10 protein-coding genes are annotated in these 19121 nt (G+C 71.1%); all 10 read left to right on the top strand.

All coding sequences use genetic code 11. The features are described 5' to 3' along the window. Positions 1 to 124 precede the first annotated feature (124 nt). The 10 genes from C0010_RS10345 (at position 125) to C0010_RS10300 (ending at position 18805) form a co-directional block, all read left to right on the top strand. A complete protein-coding gene (locus tag C0010_RS10345) occupies positions 125 to 1624 on the top strand; it encodes a WxL protein peptidoglycan domain-containing protein (RefSeq protein ID WP_158685440.1) in 1500 nt (499 codons plus the stop codon). Positions 1625 to 1699: 75 nt separating this feature from the next. After that, positions 1700 to 4582, top strand: coding sequence for a LamG-like jellyroll fold domain-containing protein (locus C0010_RS10340; RefSeq protein WP_105567011.1), 2883 nt, complete (start codon positions 1700 to 1702; stop codon positions 4580 to 4582). Between the two features lie 65 nt (positions 4583 to 4647). Beyond that, positions 4648 to 8115, top strand: a complete 3468-nt coding sequence (locus C0010_RS10335) for a family 43 glycosylhydrolase (RefSeq protein WP_158685438.1) — start codon at positions 4648 to 4650, stop codon at positions 8113 to 8115. A gap of 68 nt (positions 8116 to 8183) precedes the next feature. Then, positions 8184 to 11153, top strand: a complete 2970-nt coding sequence (locus tag C0010_RS10330; protein ID WP_158685436.1) for an immunoglobulin-like domain-containing protein — start codon at positions 8184 to 8186, stop codon at positions 11151 to 11153. A gap of 168 nt (positions 11154 to 11321) precedes the next feature. Beyond that, entirely contained in the window at positions 11322 to 12341 is a 1020-nt protein-coding gene (locus C0010_RS10325; RefSeq protein ID WP_105567009.1) for a LacI family DNA-binding transcriptional regulator, read from the top strand. After that, positions 12341 to 13873: a sugar ABC transporter ATP-binding protein gene (locus C0010_RS10320; RefSeq protein WP_105567008.1), complete on the top strand. Its 1533-nt coding sequence runs from the start codon at positions 12341 to 12343 to the stop codon at positions 13871 to 13873. Before C0010_RS10325 ends, C0010_RS10320 begins: the two co-directional genes overlap by 1 nt. A gap of 181 nt (positions 13874 to 14054) precedes the next feature. Further along, positions 14055 to 15059: an ABC transporter substrate-binding protein gene (locus C0010_RS10315; RefSeq protein WP_105567007.1), complete on the top strand. Its 1005-nt coding sequence runs from the start codon at positions 14055 to 14057 to the stop codon at positions 15057 to 15059. Between the two features lie 103 nt (positions 15060 to 15162). Next, positions 15163 to 16701 carry a sugar ABC transporter ATP-binding protein gene (locus tag C0010_RS10310; RefSeq protein WP_105567006.1) on the top strand — a complete coding sequence of 513 codons (1539 nt, stop codon included), beginning with the start codon at positions 15163 to 15165 and terminating at the stop codon, positions 16699 to 16701. After that, positions 16698 to 17762 carry an ABC transporter permease gene (locus tag C0010_RS10305; protein WP_105567005.1) on the top strand — a complete coding sequence of 355 codons (1065 nt, stop codon included), beginning with the start codon at positions 16698 to 16700 and terminating at the stop codon, positions 17760 to 17762. Before C0010_RS10310 ends, C0010_RS10305 begins: the two co-directional genes overlap by 4 nt. Further along, positions 17759 to 18805: an ABC transporter permease gene (locus tag C0010_RS10300; RefSeq protein ID WP_105567004.1), complete on the top strand. Its 1047-nt coding sequence runs from the start codon at positions 17759 to 17761 to the stop codon at positions 18803 to 18805. Before C0010_RS10305 ends, C0010_RS10300 begins: the two co-directional genes overlap by 4 nt. Positions 18806 to 19121 lie beyond the last annotated feature (316 nt).

Here is a 19121-nt window from a genome sequence, read left to right as displayed (position 1 = left end):
AACAGGCGGCCGGGCGCACCGTACCCGGCACCCGGCCGCCGACCTCGGCAGAGGATGATTCACCCGTTCCGACACAGGAATGCACCTTCACATGGCTCCCTTCGCAGCACAGCACCCTCGGCGCATGCGCGTCCTCGCCGCCGCCGTCGCCGCTTTCGCCGGCCTCGTCGGCGCGCTCATCGCCGCACCGGCGCACGCGGCCGACGAAGACGTGCGCTGGTCGGTGACCCCGGCGACCGCGTCGGGCCCGGATGATCGCGTGTCGATCCAGCACGAGCTCGACCCGGGGGCGAGCATCGTCGACCATATCGCCGTGCGGAACCTCAGCGGCAGCGAGCAGACGTTCCGACTCTCCGCTGCCGACGGCTTCACCACCGTCGGCGGCAAGTTCGACATGCTCCCCACCGGCGAGGAGTCCGTCGACGCCGGCACCTGGATCTCGATCCCGGACGAGGTCACGGTCGGCGCCGGGGAGACGGCGGCCGTGCCGTTCGAGATCACGGTGCCGGAACGGGCAGAGCCCGGCGACCACCCGGCGGGGATCGCGGCATCGTTCACCACGACGCAGTCGGCGGGCGACGGCACGAGCCTCGGGGTCGAGAGCCGCGTCGGCGTCAAGGTGATCACACGCGTCGCCGGCGAGGTCACGCCGGTGCTGACGGTCGGTGAGGCCGCGGTCGAGTACCACGGTTCGTGGAACCCGTTCCGCCCCGGCAGCGCGAGCGGAGCCGTGACCATCTCCAACGATGGAAACGTGCGGCTCTCGGTGACGGGCGTGGCCTCTATCGGCACGGGCGAGGCCGCTGTCCCCGCTGACGGCGCACGGATCGAGCTCCTCCCCGGAGACACCCGCGAGGTCGCGTACGACGTCGACGGTGTGTGGCCGACGGTCTGGGCGACCGGGAGCATCGAGGTGATTCCGGTCGCGACGACGATGGACGGGGCGGAGACAGCGGCGCCCGCCGTCTCCGCCGACGTGCACACCTGGGCGATCCCGTGGGCACAGCTGCTGCTGCTGCTCGCGCTCGCCCTCATCGTGATCGCGGCCACGTGGAACCGCCGTCGCGGCAGGCGCCGGCTGCAGACGATGCTGCAGCAGGCGCGCGAGGAAGGCCGCCGTTCCGCGGCGCCGGGGACCCCCGGCACGCTCGCCTGTGCCGGCCTCGGTGCGATCGCGCTCACCGCGATGCTGCTGTCGGCGCCGGGCGCGGCCGTCGCGGCCGCCGACAGCGAGATCTCCGACGACGTGGCCGTGCACGTGACGATCACCGAGCTCGACGATTCCGGCACGGACGGCGACCAGGGCGAGGACCCCGACGACGACCGCGGGAACAACGGCCACGGAAACAGCGGCAACAACGGAAACAATGGCCACGGAAACAGCGGCAACAACGGAAACAGCGGCCACGGAAACAGCGGCAACAACGGAAACAGCGGCCACGGGAACAACGGGAACAACGGGAACAACGGCCACGGTCAGGGCGACCACGGCCCCGGCGGCAACGGCAGCGGCCACGAACCCGATCGCTCCGCGGGCGCCGTGCCGACCGCCGCGCTGGCCTTCGCCGGAACCGGCGTCGTCGCGGTCGGCCTGTTCGCGCTGTGGCTCGTCGTCATCCGCTGAGCCGCGAGACGTCGTCCGCCGCTGCCCGCCGCCGCGGGCGCCCCCCACCCGAGAAGAGAAGTCGAGGAAGACACCATGCACAGCAGAAGACGCAGGATCATCACGGCCGCCGGCGCGCTCGCCAGCGCCGCGACCGTTGCCGCGATGGCGGTTCCGCTCTCCGCGGGCGCGGCCGAGGCGCCGCCCGAGCCGATCGCGCAGTTCACGTTCGACGAGGAGCCGACGGGCGGCGCCTTCGTCTCCGGCGAGGCGACGGCCGAGGTGCACGGCACCGCCGCGCTCGCCCCGAGCCAGGAGGGTCACGGCACCGCCGCCCAGCTCGGCAGCGCGTTCTGGCTCGACGTGACGGGCACCGATGGCGGGGCGCTCCTCGCCGGTCGCGACCAGGTGACGATCTCGTACGACTCGCGCCCCGCCGCGTCCGGGAACACCGGATGGACGCTGTTCGCGGCGGAGACGGCCGACCCGCCGACCGGTGGCGAGGAGCACTACATCGGCTTCCTCGACAGGTCGACGGGCATCACGTTCGAGCGCTACGACAACACGGGCGGGCGCGACACCACGGGCAACCTCGCGGCGTCGGGCCTGCAGGACGGCTGGCGCCACGTCGACCTCGTGCTCGACGGAGACACCGCGAAGCTCTACGTCGACCGGCAGCTCGTCGACGCGAACAGCAACGGCCCCGCGCTCACCGAGATCCTCGGCGACGGCGGCATCCTGCAGCTCGGCAAGGCGAACTGGGGCGGCGGCGAGTACTTCGCGGGGCTCCTCGACAACGTCACGATCTACGACGCCGCGCTCACGTCAGCGCAGCTGGGTCTGCCGGCGCCGGAGTCCGTGGCGATCACGGGCGACGCCGTCGCCGACGGCGCCGTCGAGCTGTGGCCGGATGAGACGACGCAGCTTTCCGCGACCGTCGCCCCGGAGGGCGCCGAGGGCACCGTCTCGTGGTCGAGCGCCGATGAGGCGGTCGCGACCGTCACGGGCGGTGCCGTGACGGCGGTCGCGCCGGGCACGACGACGATCACGGCCGCCGCGGACGGCGACCCGAGCGTGACGGCCGCCGTCACGGTCACCGTCCCGGAGGTCACGGACGAGCTGAGGGTGGCGCGCGACGCTGACGCGATCGGGATCGCGAACGCCGATGCCATGCGCGGCAGCTTCTCGCTCCCGACATCCGGCGAGTTCGGTTCCGACATCGCCTGGCGGGTCGCGTCCGGCGCTGGCACCGCCACGATCTCGGACGGTGTGAACGACACGAGCGTCACGGTCGACGTAACGCGCCCCGCGGCGGGCGAGGGAGCGGTCGAGATCGTGCTCGAGGCGACCGTGTCATCCGGCACGGCGGCCGATGCGCGGCAGTTCACCGTCGCGATCCAGCCGATGCCCGCCGACCGGGGCGACGACGAGGCGTACGTCTGGGCCTTCTTCACGGGCGAGGGCGTCGGCGGCGAGAAGATCAGCCTCGCCGCCTCGAAGGGCAACGACGCGCTCGACTGGAACACGCTCAACGGCGGCGAGCCGCTCTTCGAGTCGACGCTCGGCGAGGAGGGCCTGCGCGACCCGTTCATCCTGCGCTCGCCTGACGGCGACACCTTCTACATGCTCGCGACCGACCTGAAGATCGACGGCCGCCCCGGCGGCTTCACGGGCGCGCAGACGCACGGTTCGCTCGGCATCGAGATCTGGGAGTCGAGCGACCTCGTCACCTGGTCGGATCAGCGCCACGTCGAGGTGAACACCCCCTACGCCGGCAACACCTGGGCCCCGGAGGCGTTCTGGGACGCCGAGCGCGAGACCTATGTCGTCTACTGGGCGTCGAACCTCTACGAGACGACCGACCCGGCCGACCGCACGACGCCGAACTACAACCGGATGATGTACGTCACGACAGACGACTTCGTCACGTTCTCGGAGCCGCAGGTCTGGATCGACGTCGACCGCCGCGGCCAGGCGGGCGCGGGCTCGATCGACGTCAGCGTCACGCAGCACGAGGGTGACTACTACCGCGTCTACAAGGACGAGAAGGACATGTCTCTGCGCCAGGAGGTCTCGTCGGATCTCCTCGCCACGGTCGAGGGCAGCTACCCCGCGACGACGGGCGCTGCCGATGAGTGGGTCGAGCAGGGCGTGCACCTCGGCGCCGGCCAGCCGAACGGCTACGGCGGCACGTGGGCCGAGGGCGAGGGGCCGTCGCTGTTCCCCGCCAACGAAGGCGACGTGAACGGGTACGAGTACTACCTGTTCGCCGACCAGCCGAACTACCACGGCGGCCCGAACCACTACGTGCCGATGGCGACGGGCGACATCACGGACGCGTCGGCCTGGCAGGTCATCGGCGACGAGATGCCCGAGCCGCAGTTCCCGCAGAACACGGACGGCGGCATGCCGCGACACGGCACGATCGTCCCGGTCACACGCGAGCAGTACGAGACCGTGCTCGCCGCCTACGCCCCGGATGTCGCGGTCGCGGAGGTCGCAGATGTCGCGGTCGAGACGCCGGCCGGCACCGCTCCGGCCCTGCCGGAGACGGTGAGCCTGAAGAAGGCCTCCGGCGCCGAGGAGGACGCGAGCGTCGTCTGGGACGAGGTGCCCGCGTCGGCGTACGCCGAGGCAGGGACCTTCACGGTCGCCGGCGTCGCGCAGGACGACTCGCGTCGGCCCGTCGAGGCGAGCGTCACGGTGACCGAGGCGCCCGCCGTCGAGGTCGACACGGCGACGCGCTGCGTCGCGGGGAAGAACGTGCTGGTCGCGACCGTGACCAACACGGGCGACGCCCGCGTCTCCGCGGATGTGTCGACGGAGTACGGCGAGCGCACCGGCGTGACGATCCCCTCGGGCGGTGACCGCAGCGTGAGCTTCTCGACGCGCGCCGCCGACATCCCCGCCGGCGAGATCGCCGTCACGGTCGACGGGAACGCCGTCACCGCCGTCTATCCCGCAGCCGATTGCGGCTGATCCCCCTCCGGGGCGGCGCACGTCGCGTGCGCCGCCCCGCCCACCCCACGACAGGAGAGATGCGTATGGACATCCGAACATCGAACGGTGCGGCTCCGCCGCGCGGCGGGCGAAGGCGCCCGCTCGCGCTGGGCGCCGCGTGCGCCGTCACGGCGGCACTACTGCTGCCCGTGTCGCAGACGGCGACGGCCGCCGAGGGCGGCGCGCCCGTGGTCGACTACGAGTTCACCCAGGCCACGGGCGCCGAGGTGGCAGACGCCGCCGGCGGCGAACCCGCCGTCGTGCAGAACGCCGCCGACGCGCAGTGGACGGGCAGCTCGCTCGAGCTGACGGGCGGCGCGAAGGGCGGCACCGGCAATTGGGTGCGGCTGCCGAACGACCTGCTCCAGGGCGCGGACTCGGCGACGATCACCACCGAGGTCAAGATCGACGAGTCGATGAAGAGCGTCTACAACTTCCTCTGGAACATCGGCGCCGAGAACGACACCGACCACTACTTCTTCGCCTCTGCGAGAGACGCCGCACGCACCGCGATCACGACCGGCTCCAGCGGCGCCGAGTCGAACGCGCCGTCGAGCAAGAACCTCGAGGCCGACCGCTGGCACTCGGTCACGGCGAGCCTCGACGGCGCGGCGGGCACCCTGTCGTTCTACGTCGACGGCGAGCTCACCGGGCAGACGAGCACGTCGCTGACGCCCGCATCGATCACCGACCAGTCGTTCAACACGATCGGTCGCTCGCCCTGGCCCGACCCGCTGTTCGCGGGCGAGGTCTCGGCGTTCCGCGTGTACGACCGCGCGCTGACGGCCGAGGAGATCGCCACGGAGAGCGCGGCCGACGCCGAGCTGAACCACGACGAGATCCTCGCGCACGCTCAGGGCCTGCTCGACGACATCGGGGCGCTCCCCGACGCCGTCGAGAGCGACTATCTGGCGCTCCCGACGGCCGACGGCCAGGTGCGCTGGACGAGCAGCGACGAGTCGGTGATCTCTGCGGACGGCCGCGTCACGCAGCCCGAGCAGGGAGCCGACCCGGTGACGGTCGCCCTGACCGCGACCGCGACCGTCCGCGGCATCTCTGCGACGGCCGACTACGAGGTCGTCGTGCAGCCGTCGACCGCGACGGCCGAGGAGCGCGCGGCGCTCGCGGCCGAGCGCTACGCGGTTCCCGCCGTGCTCGCCGACGGCGCGAGCCTGCCGGCGGCACCGGATGGCGTCGTCGTCACACCCGTCTCGGCGACGGGGGCCGCGCTCGACGGCGACGCGCTGCGCCTCGACGGCGACCAGACCGCCGACGCGACCGTCACAGTCGAGGTCGCCCGCGAAAGCGCCCCGGATGTCGCGGTCTCCAAGACCTTCGACGTCTCGGTGCTCCCGGCATCCGGTGCCGCACGCCTGGCCGCCTACCACCGCACGCCCACGAGCGAGCAGGAGGCGAACAACGCCGACGTCGCGTACAGCATGCACCTCGCGCTCGCCGATGGCGACGCGTGGGCGCCGCTGAACGAGAACTACGGCATCTTCTTCCCGAAGACCTCGGCGCCGCTGCCGGCCGCGGGGCCGAGCTCGGCGCTCATCCGGAGCCTCAAGGACCCCGCCGTCTTCGCGATGCCCGGCGGCTACGGCATCGTCGGCACCCGCATCGCACGCGGCGGCGGCGCCGACGGCACGCAGACCGACTCGGTCCTGGTGGCCACCTCGAGCGACCTGCGCAGCTACGACGAGATCGGCCTGCTCGAGCTCGACGAGGCGGGCGGCGTGAACCGGCCGAGCGCCGTCTACGACACGGCCGACGACGTGTATCGCGTCTCGTGGACGACTGACTCGGGCGCCGAGCGCCACCAGACGTTCGACGACATCGTCGCCGCCGTCGGCGGCGACGCCACGGGCACGTCGGCCAGCGGCCGCGCCACCGGCACGACCGAGGCATCCGGCACCGGCATCGAGGACTTCGCCGCGGGCGTCGAGCTCACGATCCCGCAGAGCACGGCCGACGGGCTGGAGCAGCGCTTCGGCCGCGTCGTGAACACGGGCCACACCGCGTTCGACGACGTGTCGGTGGCCGCCGGCTCCGACGTGGCGCAGGGCGACCTGCCTGGCACGGTCGAGCTCGAGTACTCCGACGGCTCGACGCGCGAGCTGCCGCTGAACGAGTGGGACCTCTCGGGGGTCGACACGACCACACCGGGCACCTACGAGGCGACCACGACGGTCAAGCGCGCCGACTACCCGACGCCCTTCGCCGACGAGCGCGCCGACCCCTCGGCGTACAAGTACACCGCGAACGGCGAGACGCGCTACCTGATGGTCGCGACGAACGACCCCAATTCGGATGTCGTCAATCAGCGCGGTGCGGCGTTCCTGCCGATCCGTTCGTCGGACACGCTGGCGGGCCTCTCGGACGAGGCGGGCGCGGAAGAGGTGCACCTGCTCGACCGCGGCGACGTCGACGCGCACGGCGGCGAGATGACCGGGTGCTTCTGGGCACCCGAACTGCACGAGATCGACGGCAGGCTGTCGATCCTGTTCATGCCCTGCTACAACGCCTCGCCCGACTACATGACCGGCCGCGCATCGATCATGCAGCTCGCGCAGGACGCGGAGGGCAACGACCTCGACCCGATGGTGCCCGAGAACTGGTCGACGCCCGAGCACGTCACGCGTGCGGACGGCAGCGACCTGAACGCCGTCTCCGGGATCTCGCTCGACATGACGTTCTTCACGGACGCGGACGGCCAGGCGTACTACGCGTGGCAGCAGGTGTGCGCGACGTGGATCGCGAAGGTCGACCCGACCGATCCGACGCGCATCACGACCGATCCCGTGATGATCATCGAGCCGGAGTACGCGTGGGACAACGTCTGCGCCGAGGGCCCGAACGTGCATACGCGCGGCGGCAAGCTGCTCATGATCTACTCCGGGTCGAGCGTCGGTGACACGTACACGACGGGCCTCGCGACGGCGGATGCCGCGGGCAGCGACCTGACCGACCCCGCGTCGTGGCAGAAGCTGAACTACCCGCTGCAGAAGTCGGGCATTTACGACGGCGAGTGGCAGCTCGGCACCGGGCACGGCATGTGGTCGGAGGACGAGGACGGCAACCTGATCTACGTCTTCCACGCCCGCACCGATCACAACGGCCTCACCGGCCGCGACATGTTCGTGCGCCGCGTGCACTTCGACGCGGAGGGCATGCCGGTCATGGACATGGAATCGCACGAGGAGGTGGCGAACGAGACCGTGACCGTCACGGTCGACGTGACCGAGGCCGCCGAGATCACGGCCGACGCGGCGACCCGCTGCGTCGCGGGCAGGAACGTCCTTGCCGTAACCGTCGAGAACGCCGGGGCCGACGCCGCCACAGCGACGATTGCGACCGAGTTCGGCGAACGGCCCGAGGTCAGGGTCGGCGCCGGCACGAGCGTCACGAAGTCGTTCACGACGCGCGCGGCGGAGATCGCCGCGGGCGAGGCGGTCGTGACCGTCGGCGACGAGACTGTCGCGGCGCCGTATGCGGCGTCGTCCTGCGGCTGATCCCCGCACCGGGGGAGGGGCGCCGCTGCGCCCCTCCCCTCCCACCATTCCGCAGAGGAGCACACCCCATGACCACCCGCTCACCCGGCGCCGATGCGGCGCCGACCATCCGGCGCCGCCGGCGCGGCGTGGCCGCGCTGCTGTCGTGCGCGCTGGCCGTACCGCTCGGCGCATTCGGCGCCGCGGCGGCGCATGCCGTCGACGTTCCCGCACCGACGGCGCACTATGACATGTCGCACTCGGGCGAGACCCTCATCGACGTGTCCGGCAACGGGCGCGACGCGGTTCTGACGGGCACCACCGACACGAGCTTCGTCTCCGCGGCGGGCGACGACGTCCTCCGCTTCGCGGGCGACGCGTACGCGGCTCTGCCGCAGGGGCTCGTGACCGGAGCCGACAACGACTTCACGGTCGAGTACACGGTGGCGACCGAGCTCGATCGCAACCAGTTCGGCTGGGTCATCGGCGACGGCGTCGGGGCCTGGAACTCGACCGAGCTCGGCGACCACGTCTTCGTCAACCCGCGCAGCGCCCAGTCCGGCTACGCGTCCCAGGTGCTCTCGGGCATCCGGGTCAAGACGGGCGACGGCAACGGCGAGGTCCGCCTGCCCGCCGGGGGCGGCATCGGCTCGGGCTTCGCCACCATCACGATGGTCGGCTCCGGCGATGCGCTCACGGTCTACGTCGACGGCGAGCAGATCTCGACAGGGACGCACCCCTACGCGATGAGCGACATCGTACCGTCCGGCGACGTGCTCGGCTACCTCGGCCGCTCGCTCTACGCGCCCGACCAGCTGCTCGAGGCCGACGTCACCGACGTCAAGTTCTGGGACGAGGCGCTCACGGCCGAGCAGCTGCGTGCGTCGCAGCCGACGGCCGAGCAGAAGCAGGCGTCCGACGAGGGCCTGCTGAGCTTCGACATCGAGCGCGCCATGCTCGGGGCCAACCCCGCGCTCGACCGCGTGACCGAGCCGCTGTCGCTCCCGGGCGAGCTGAACGGGGTCGCGCTGGCCTGGTCGTCGTCCGACGAGGCGGTCGTCGCGCTCGACGGCACGGTCTCGCGCGAGATCGCGGAGGACACGGTGGTCACGCTCACGGCCGTGACCGCGTCCGGTGCCGAGCTCGCGTTCGAGGTGACGGTGCTCGCACCGTCGGTCTCAGCGGATCTCGAGGCCATCGACCTGTCTCCTGTTACGACGGAGAACCTCCCGCTCGTCGTCGAGGGCCCCGAGGAGGGCGCCTCCATCACGTGGGCCTCGTCCGACCCGGATGTCGTCACGGGCACCGACGCCGCCTACGCGGTGCCGGAGGTCGGCATGGCCGACCCGTACGCGGGCGGCGGCATCGTCACCAGGCCCGCGTACGGTGAGGGCGACGTCGAGGTGACGTTGACGGCGACGGCGTCGCTCGGCGGCCGGACCGAGACGCGCGAGTTCGTCGTGACCGTGGCGGAGCGGGCGCGCACGGCACCCGACGCGGGCTACGCCGCGGCCTACTTCAAGTCGGACGGCGACGAGCGCATCTACAGCGCGGCGACGACGGAGAACGACTTCTTCACGTTCGAGGAGGTGAACGGCGGTCAGCCCGTCGTCGACAACGCGGAGGACACGACGGGGCATCGCGACCCCTACATCCTGCGCTCGCACGACGGCGGCAAGTACTACATGATCGCGACCGACCTCTGCATCGGGTGCGGCACGAGCTGGGGCGATGCGCAGAGCGCCGGCAGCCTGAAGATCAACTTCTGGGAGTCGACCGACATGGTCCACTGGGAGCGCACGAACGGCGACGGCAACGGCGGGATCACGGTCAACCAGCCCGAGGCCGGGATGACCTGGGCGCCCGAGGCGTACTGGGACGACGAGCTGCAGTCGTACGTGGTGTTCTTCGCCTCGCGCCTCTACGACGACGTCGAGCACACGACGGGCGACATGTACGCGAAGATGTTCGCCGTCGTCACGCGTGATTTCCGCACCTTCTCGTCGCCGCCGGCGACGTGGCAGGACACGGGATTCGCGCGCATCGACTCGACGGTGCAGAAGATCGGCGACTACTACTACCGCTTCACGAAGAACGAGGACGGCGGCGCCGCCGACGGCCTCGAGCGCGGCAAGGACATCTTCCTCGAGCGCTCGAAGGTGCTCACGGCGCCGACGGCGGCGAGCGATTGGAACGCCGACCCCGAGCAGACGTGGCAGCTCGTCGACACCGCCATGACGAACTCCGTCACGGGTCACCACGGCGAGGGCCCGCAGATCGCGGAGCTCAACGAGGGCGACCCGAACAACGCCTCGGCGGGTGACGGATACGTGTTCCTCGTCGACAACTACAGCGCCGGCGGCTACCGGGCGTTCGTGACGAGCGGCGAGGCGATCGCTTCGAGCTCGCAGGGCGACCGACTCTCGCAGCGCGAGGGCTGGACGCCGCGCACCGACGGGCTGCCCGCGAGCCCCCGCCACGGCTCGTTCGTCAGCGCCCCGCAGCAGGTGCTCGACGCCATGCACTCGTGGAGCGACATCGAGGCGGTCGCTTCCGAGACCGCGCTGTCGGCGGATGGGCGCACGCTCGAGGCCGCCGTGTCTGCGACCGACGGCGGCGAGGTCGCGGGCACCGTGACGTTCTCCGGTTCCGGATGGAGCGAGCAGGTCGCGCTCTCGGCGGGCGCGGCGAGCGTCGAGGTCCCGGAGGGCGTCGCCTCGGTGACCGCCCGCTACGACGGGTACAGGGACGGCCTCGTCGCCGCCTCCGAGTCGGCGGCTGTCGACCTCGGGGGAGCCCCCGTCGAGGCGACGGCCGCGACGCGCTGCGTCGCCGGCAGCGTCGTGCTCGCCGTGACGGTGTCGAACACCGGCGACGAGGCCGTCTCGGCCTCGATCGCGACCGAGTTCGGCGAGCGCGAGAGCGTGCGCGTCGCGCCCGGCGCGAGCCGGACGGCAGCGTTCTCGACGCGGCTGCCCGAGGTCGCGGCGGGTGAGGCGACCGCGACGGTCGGTGCGGCGACGGCCGCCGCCGGATATCCGGCGGCATCCTGCCGCTGATCCGGGTCCGCACGCCGCGCGCCGGCGGGAGGAGCGCTCCTCCCGACGGCGTGCGGCGTCGCCGCGCGCCGGGGCGGCGGGCGACGCCGCGCGGGCGCGATCGCTAATCTGAGACGACCGCGCCGTGCGCGCGGGCGCGCCGACCGGCGCGCATCAGGGAGGAGCCACGTGGCAGGCACGAGCGCCGAGCGGCCGAACATCCGGCAGGTCGCCGAGATCGCCGGCGTGTCCCACATGACGGTCTCGCGGGTCATGAACGACTACCCGCACATCAAGGAGGCCACGCGCAAGCGCGTGCTCGACGTGATCGACGAGCTCGGCTACCGCCCGAACCAGGCGGCGAGGGCCCTCGCGACCCAGCGCACGCGCCGGATCGGCGTGCTCGTCGAGAGCGCCGCTTCGTACGGCCCGACCAGCATCCTCAGGGCCCTCGAGTTCGCGGCCCGCACCTCCGGCTACTCCGTCGACTCGATTGCGCTGCACGGCGGCGACGAGGTGACGCCGCAGGACGCGATCGAGCACCTCACGGGGCAGGGAATCGACGCGCTCTGCATCGTGGCGCCCCGTTCGTCGTCGCTCGCGACCATCCGGAAGATCGCCATCGCGGTGCCGGTGCTCGTCGTCAAGCCAGACAAGGACCCGACGTTCCTCACGATCTCGATCGACCAGCACGCCGGCGCCGCCCTCGCGGTCGACCACCTCGTCTCGCTCGGCCACCGCGACGTGCTGCACCTCGCGGGCCCGCTCGACTGGCTCGACGCCCGCGCGCGCGAGCGCGCCTTCCACGCCCGCGCGAAGGAGTGGGGGATGCGCGAGCGGCCCATCGTCGTGGGCGACTGGTCGGCCGACTTCGCCTACGACTATGCGCGGGGGCTGCGAGGGCTGCCCGACTATACGGGCGTCTTCGTCGCGAACGACGACATGGCGATCGGCCTCATCCACGGCTTCCACGAACGGGGCATCTCGGTGCCCGACGACATCAGCGTCGTCGGCTTCGACGGCGTCAGCCTCGCCGCCCACGCGCTCCCGCCGCTGACGACGGTGCAGCAGAACTTCGCGAGCCTCGGGGCCGCGGCGGTCGACATGCTCCGCGCCGCGATCGAGCGGCGCGACATCCCGAACGTCACGCGGATCCAACCCGAGCTCGTCGTGCGCTCCTCGACGTCGGCGCCCAGGGGAGGCCGGTGATGAGCGAGGCGGCGCCCCTGGTCGAGATGCGCGGCATCACGGTCGAGTTCGGCGACGTGCGCGTGCTCGACGGCGTCGACCTCACGCTGCGCGCCGGCGAGGTGCACGCCGTGATGGGCGAGAACGGCGCGGGCAAATCGACCCTGATCGGGGCGCTGACCGGCACGTACCCGATGAGCGCGGGCACCGTGCGCCTCGGCGGCGAGCCGTGGGTGCCGGCGGGAGTCGCGCAGAGCAGGGCGGACGGCATCGCCACGGTGTTCCAGGAGTCGCACCTGCTCCCGCACCTCACCGTCACCGAGAACATCGTGCTCGGCGACGAGGCCCGGGGCGCGTTCGGCATCGACTGGAAGCGCAACCGCGCCCGCGCCCGCGATGTGCTCGCCAAGCTCGGCCTCGACGACGTCGACCCGAGCACGCGCCTCGCCCGCCTGTCGCCGGCCGTGAAGCAGCTCGTCGCCGTCGCGCGCGCCCTCGTGCTCGACCCGCGCGTGCTGATCCTCGACGAGCCGACGTCGAGCCTCGATGCCGCCGAGGCGCGGCGCCTGCTCGACGTCGTGCGGCGGCTGCGCGACCGCGGCGTCGCGATCCTGTTCATCTCGCACTTCCTCGAGCACGTTCTCGCGGTGAGCGACCGGATGACGGTATTGCGCGGCGGCCGCGTGGTCGCGGAGTACCTCGCCGAGGAGATCGATCGCTCCGACCTCGTGTCGAAGATGGTCGGCGGCGACATCGATGCGCTGCGCGCCCTGCGCTCCGAGCGCCTCGAGCACTCCTATCCGAGCGAGGGGGAGGCGCGACTGCGCGCCGACGGCCTGGGCAGGCGCGGGGTGCTCGATGCCACCGATGTCGAGCTCCCGGCGGGCGAGATCGTGGGCTTCGCGGGCCTGCGCGGATCGGGGCGCACCGAGCTCGCGCGGCTGCTCGCCGGCATCGACAGGGCCGACGCCGGCGAGCTGTGGCTCGACGGCGAGCGCATCGACCTGCGCAGCCCCGGTGCCGGCCTGCGCCGCGGCATCGCGATGTCGAGCGAGGACGTCCGGGGCGACGGGCTGATCGGCCGGCTCACGGGGCGGCAGAACATGATGCTCGCGCTCCAGGCGATGCGCGGCTGGACGCATCCGGTCGCACCCGCCGAGCAGGCGGACATCATCGACACCTGGGTCGAGGCGCTCCGCCTCACGGCGGCCGACCTCGATCGGCCCGTCGACGAGCTCTCGGGCGGAACCCAGCAGAAGATCATGTTGGCGCGCCTCCTGGCCACACGCCCCCACGTGCTGATCCTCGACGAGCCGACCCGCGGGATCGACATCGCCGCGAAGCTCGAGATCCAGCGCCGGATCTCGCGCCTGGCCGGCGATGGCATGTCGGTCGTGTTCATCTCGTCGCAGCTCGAGGAGGTCGTGCGGCTGAGCGACCGGATCGTCGTGCTGAAGGACCGCGAGAAGATCGGTGAGCTGAGCAACGGGCCGGGAGTCACGGTCGACACGGTCGTCGAGATGATCGCGGCCGACCTCGACGACGAGGCCTGAACGGGCGGCCCGCGGCGGGGCCGGCCGTGACCGAACCGTGTCCGGGGCGGGTTGTGTGATACAAATTGTTCCCGGTAACATAGCCGGAACGACGCGCCAGCGTCTCTGCAATCAGCAACGGGTCCTGTGTCGGACTCACGCCGCCGGATGATGGCATCCGGCGGTCTCAAGGAGGAGAGAAATGTCTGCACGCAAGCACATCTTCCGCGCCGCCGGGCTCGCCGCGGTGGGCGCGATGTCGGTCGGCCTCGTCGCCTGCTCGGGCGGCGATGATGCCGGCGCCACCGGCGGGGGCGGCGACGGCGAGCTCGTCAAGGTAGGCTTCGTCGCGGTCGGCCCCGAGGGCGCGTGGCGCGAGGCCAACGAGACGAACATCCAGGAGACCTTCACGGAGGACGCCGGATACGACCTCTCGTACGCCCCCGCACAGAACAACGACCAGAAGTCGCAGATCGACAGCTTCACGTCGTTCGTCGACGAGGGCGTCGACATCATCCTGCTCTCGGCCACCGAGGCCACGGGCTGGGAGGACTCGCTCGCCTACGCACAGGAGGCCGAGATCCCGGTCGTGCTGCTCGACCGCGGCATCGAGCCCGACGACACGAGCATGTACGTCACCCGCATCGCGCCCGACAACGTCGAGGTCTCGGGCGCGGTCGCCGAGTGGGCCGTCGGTGCCTTCCCCGAGGGCGCCAAGTACTTCACCCTCGAGGGTCCCGCGGGCGTCTCGGTCGTGAACGAGCGCAACGAGGGCTTCGACGCCGTCATCGGCGGCAACGACAGCTTCGAGAAGGTCGGCGCCCAGACCGCGAACTGGTCGAAGGACGAGGCCCGCGGCGTCATGGAGACCGTGCTGAAGTCGAACAGCAACGACGTGCAGTTCGTGTTCGCCCAGAACGACGAGATGGGTCTCGGCGCCGCGCAGGCCGTCGAAGAGGCCGGCCTCGTTCCGGGTGAGGACGTCAAGATCGCGACGATCGACGGCACGAAGTCGGCCCTCGAGGCGCTCGCCGCCGGTGACCTGACGTTCGTCGCCGAGTACAACCCGCTGTTCGGCGACGTCGCCCTCGACGTCGTCGAGAAGGCGCTCGCCGGTGAGACGGTCGAGCCGAGCATCGTCGTCGAGAGCGCCACGTTCGACTCGCCCGAGGCGGCCGAAGAGGCCCTCCCGGACCGCGCGTTCTGATCGACCGAGCACAAGCGCGCTCATGAGCGGTGCGGGGGCCCAGCGCCCCCGCACCGCCCCGAGCGCTCGCGGGCGACCGCGGCAACCAGATGTGGAGACAGTGATGCCCGAATCGCGTCCAATCGTGGAGATGACCGACATCTCCATCACCTTCCCCGGTGTGAAGGCGCTCGACGAGGTGAGCTTCCGGCTCTTCCCCGGCGAAGTCCACACCCTGATGGGGGAGAACGGTGCAGGGAAGTCGACGCTCATCAAGGCGCTCACGGGCGTCTACAAGATCGACGGCGGCCGGATCGTCGTCGGCGGGGAGGAGCGCAGCTTCAGCGGAACCGCCGACGCGCAGAGCGCCGGGATCTCGACGGTGTACCAGGAGGTGAACCTCTGCACGAACCTGAGCATCGGCGAGAACGTGATGCTCGGCAACGAGATCAGGGGGCCGCTCGGAATCAGTTGGCGCGCGACGCACAGGGCCGCCCACGAGGTGCTCGACAAGCTCGGCCTCGGCCACCTCGACCCGAAGCAGGCGCTGTCGACGCTGCCGCTCGCGATCCAGCAGCTCGTGGCGATCAGCCGCTCGATGGTCGAGGAGTGCAAGGTCCTCATCCTCGACGAGCCGACCTCGAGCCTCGACGCCGCGGAGGTCGAGCAGCTGTTCGGCGTCATCCGGCACCTGCGCGACCAGGGCGTCGCGATCCTGTTCGTGTCGCACTTCCTCGACCAGGTCTACGCGATCAGCGACCGGATGACGGTGCTGCGCAACGGCCAGTTCGTCGGCGAGCACATGACGCGCGACCTCGACCGCACGCAGCTCATCGCCGAGATGATCGGCAAGGAGGTCTCGGCCCTCACGGCGGGCGTCGGCGACACGCGCAAGGTGCGCACCGGCACCGTGCCGGTGTACGCCGCCACCGAACTGAGCCGCAAGGGGGCTCTCGAACCGGTCGACTTCGAGTTGCGCAAGGGCGAGGTCGTCGGCCTCGCCGGCCTGCTCGGCTCGGGCCGCACGGAGCTCGCGCGGCTCATCTACGGCGCCGATAAGTCCGACACGGGCACCATCAGCCTCCACGGCAGGAAGGCCGACATCAAGAACCCGGCGAAGGCGCTCTCCGAGCGCATCGCGTTCGCGAGCGAGAACCGCCGCGACGAGGGCATCATCCGCGACCTGTCGGTGCGCGAGAACATGATCCTCGCCGTTCAGGCGAAGCGGGGCTGGGCGCGGCCGCTCTCGCGGCGCGAGCAGAACCAGATCGTCGACAAGTACATCTCGGCGCTCGGCGTTCGGCCGACCGACCCGGAGCGGCCCATCCGGCTGCTCTCCGGAGGCAACCAGCAGAAGGTGCTGCTCGGCCGCTGGCTCGCGACCGAGCCGGAGATCCTGATCCTCGACGAGCCGACGCGCGGCATCGACATCGGCGCGAAGGCCGAGATCCTCGACTATGTGTCGCGCCTCGCCGACGACGGCCTCTCCGTCGTGTTCATCTCGTCGGAGCTCGAGGAGGTCGTGCGCCAGAGCGACCGCATCATGGTCCTGAAGGACCACCGCAAGATCTCCGAACTGCCCGGCGGCGCGGGCACCACCACCGACAACATCGTCACGATCATCGCCGACGACCGCTCGACCCTCGAGGAGGTGGCGTCATGAACGACAGCCCACGTGGAATCGGCGGGGCGCTGAAGAGCCTCGCCAAACGGCAGTACTTCTGGGGCATCGTCGCCATCGTCGTCCTGCTGATCATCAACCTGATAGCCGACCCGAGCTACCTCGCGCTCTCCGTCGGGGCCGACGGGCAGCTCGTCGGCAACCCGATCGACATCCTGCGCGCATCCGCGCCCATCATGATGATCGCCGTCGGCATGTGCCTGGTCGTGGCGACCAAGGGCATCGACCTCTCGGTCGGCTCGACGATGGCCGTCGCCGGCGCCGTCGGCATGGAGTTCCTGAGCTCCGCGCCCAACACGGCGGGTGCGGCGTTCACGGCGCTGCTCCTCGTGATCCTCGTCAGCGGCGCGCTCGGGGCCGTGAACGGCCTGCTCGTCTCGGTCGTCGGCCTGCAGCCGTTCATCAGCACGCTCGTGCTGATGCTCGCCGGCCGCGGGCTCGCGAAGGTCATCACGGGCGGACAGAACACGGCGGCGACCAACGACGTGTACCAGTGGTTCGCCAATGGGTACGTGCTCGGCCTCCCCGTCGTGTTCCTCCTGGCGCTCGGCATCGTCCTCCTCGTCGGCGGCCTCGTGCGCCGCAGCGCGCTCGGCCTCATGATCGAGGCGATCGGCATGGACGCCCAAGCCGCGAGGCTGGCGGGCATCAACCGCCGCGCCCTGCTGTTCACGGTGTACATCGCATCCGGTGTGCTCGCCGGGTTCGCGGGCGTCTTCGCCACGGCCAGCGTGATGACGGTCGACGTCTCGCGCACCGGCAACCTGCTGGAGCTCGACGCGATCCTCGCGGTCGTGATCGGCGGCACGTCGCTGGCCGGCGGCAAGTTCAGCATCACGGGCGCGACGATCGGCGCGATCCTGATCGCGACCCTCGACAAGACCGTCGTGTTCCTCGGCATCCCCTCGGCGGCGACGCCGGCGTTCAAGGCGATCGTGATCGTTGCGCTGTGCCTGCTCCAGTCGGAGCGGGTGCGGAAGGCGTTCCAGAAGCGGCGGGCCCGGACGGCGCGCCCGAACAAGCGAGAGGCGGTCGCGGCATGAGCTCGCTCCTGACCACCCCCACCCCGGCGCAGCAGCCGAAGCCCTCGGCCATCCGGCAGCTCGGGCAGCGGCTCTCGCACCGGCTCGATGCGCTGCCGACGGCCGCCGCCGTCGTCATCTTCGTCGGGATGCTCGTCTACGGCGAGATCGCCTACGGCCAGATCTTCCAGGCGAACACCCTGTCGAACCTGCTGATCAACAACTCCCACCTCATCCTGCTCGCGGTCGGGCTCACGTTCGTGATCGTCACGGGCGGCATCGACCTCTCTGTCGGGGCCGTGGTGGCCTGCAGCAGCGTGGCGGGCGTGATCCTGATCAACGCGGGGTGGAACCCGTGGATCGCGATGGTCACGATGGTCCTGATCGGCTCGGCCTTCGGCGCGATCTCGGGCATCCTGATCCAGTACTTCGACGTGCAGCCGTTCATCGCGACGCTCGCGATGATGTTCCTGGGCCGCGGGCTCGCCTCGATCATGAGCACGACGCCCGAGCGGCTCGAGAACGAGGGCGCGCTGAGCCTGCTCTCGACCAAGATCAAGATCATCGACGGGCCGAAGGTCAACGACTTCACGGTCACGCCGAGCGTGTTCATCGCGATCATCGTCGTGCTGATCGCATTCGTCATCCTGCACCGCACCCGCACGGGCCGCACGGTGTACGCGATCGGCGGCTCCGAGCAGTCGGCGCTGCTGATGGGCCTGCCGGTCGCCAGGACGAAGATCTGGGTCTACGTCATCAGCGGAACCCTTGCCGGCCTCGCGGCCGTGCTGTACACGGCGCGCCTCGGCAGTGCCCAGAACATCACGGGCATCGGCTGGGAGCTCGATGCGATCGCTGCGGTCGTGATCGGCGGCACGCTGCTGACGGGCGGCGCCGGCTTCGTGCTCGGCTCCGTCGTCGGCGCGCTCGTGCTCGGCCTGATGAACGTCCTGATCACGCGCGACGGCGGCATCCCGCCGGAGGCGACGACGATCATCACGGGCGGCATCCTGCTGATCTTCGTGCTGCTGCAGCGAGCCGTGCTCGCCTGGCAACGGGAATAGGCGCACGCACGAGAACGGCCTCCCCGCGGGGAGGCCGTTCTCGTGCGCCACGGGCGCGGCTGCCGTGAGCGCCGCCCGCCGGCGCCGTGGCAGATTCCGCATCACTCGACGAAGAACCGCCGCCGCCGTCGCGAATTCCGCGCCTTGATCTCGGATTTTGGTGCGGAATCTGTCACGGCGACGGGGATGGCGACGGGGTGGAGGGCTGACGCGGCGGGTGGGGTTGACGGGCGCACAGAAGCGGACGGGTGGTGCGGGGGGAATACCCCCACCCCCCCGCCGCGGGTACATGCGGTGTCAACGCGCCCCCAGCAGG

Source organism: Microbacterium halophytorum, assembly GCF_002970975.1.
GTDB classification, from domain to species: domain Bacteria; phylum Actinomycetota; class Actinomycetes; order Actinomycetales; family Microbacteriaceae; genus Microbacterium; species Microbacterium halophytorum.
Note: the sequence above shows the minus strand (reverse complement) of the source record. Positions and strands in the feature narration are given on the sequence as shown.

What these genes read in the sequence shown, in the direction of transcription:
- C0010_RS10335 (WP_158685438.1), top strand. Translation starts at nt 4,648, where the DNA reads ATGGACATCCGAACATCGAACGGTGCGGCTCCGCCGCGCGGCGGGCGA.
- C0010_RS10300 (WP_105567004.1), top strand. Translation starts at nt 17,759, where the DNA reads ATGAGCTCGCTCCTGACCACCCCCACCCCGGCGCAGCAGCCGAAGCCC.
- C0010_RS10345 (WP_158685440.1), top strand. Translation starts at nt 125, where the DNA reads ATGCGCGTCCTCGCCGCCGCCGTCGCCGCTTTCGCCGGCCTCGTCGGC.
- C0010_RS10330 (WP_158685436.1), top strand. Translation starts at nt 8,184, where the DNA reads ATGACCACCCGCTCACCCGGCGCCGATGCGGCGCCGACCATCCGGCGC.
- C0010_RS10315 (WP_105567007.1), top strand. Translation starts at nt 14,055, where the DNA reads ATGTCTGCACGCAAGCACATCTTCCGCGCCGCCGGGCTCGCCGCGGTG.
- C0010_RS10310 (WP_105567006.1), top strand. Translation starts at nt 15,163, where the DNA reads ATGCCCGAATCGCGTCCAATCGTGGAGATGACCGACATCTCCATCACC.
- C0010_RS10320 (WP_105567008.1), top strand. Translation starts at nt 12,341, where the DNA reads ATGAGCGAGGCGGCGCCCCTGGTCGAGATGCGCGGCATCACGGTCGAG.
- C0010_RS10305 (WP_105567005.1), top strand. Translation starts at nt 16,698, where the DNA reads ATGAACGACAGCCCACGTGGAATCGGCGGGGCGCTGAAGAGCCTCGCC.
- C0010_RS10340 (WP_105567011.1), top strand. Translation starts at nt 1,700, where the DNA reads ATGCACAGCAGAAGACGCAGGATCATCACGGCCGCCGGCGCGCTCGCC.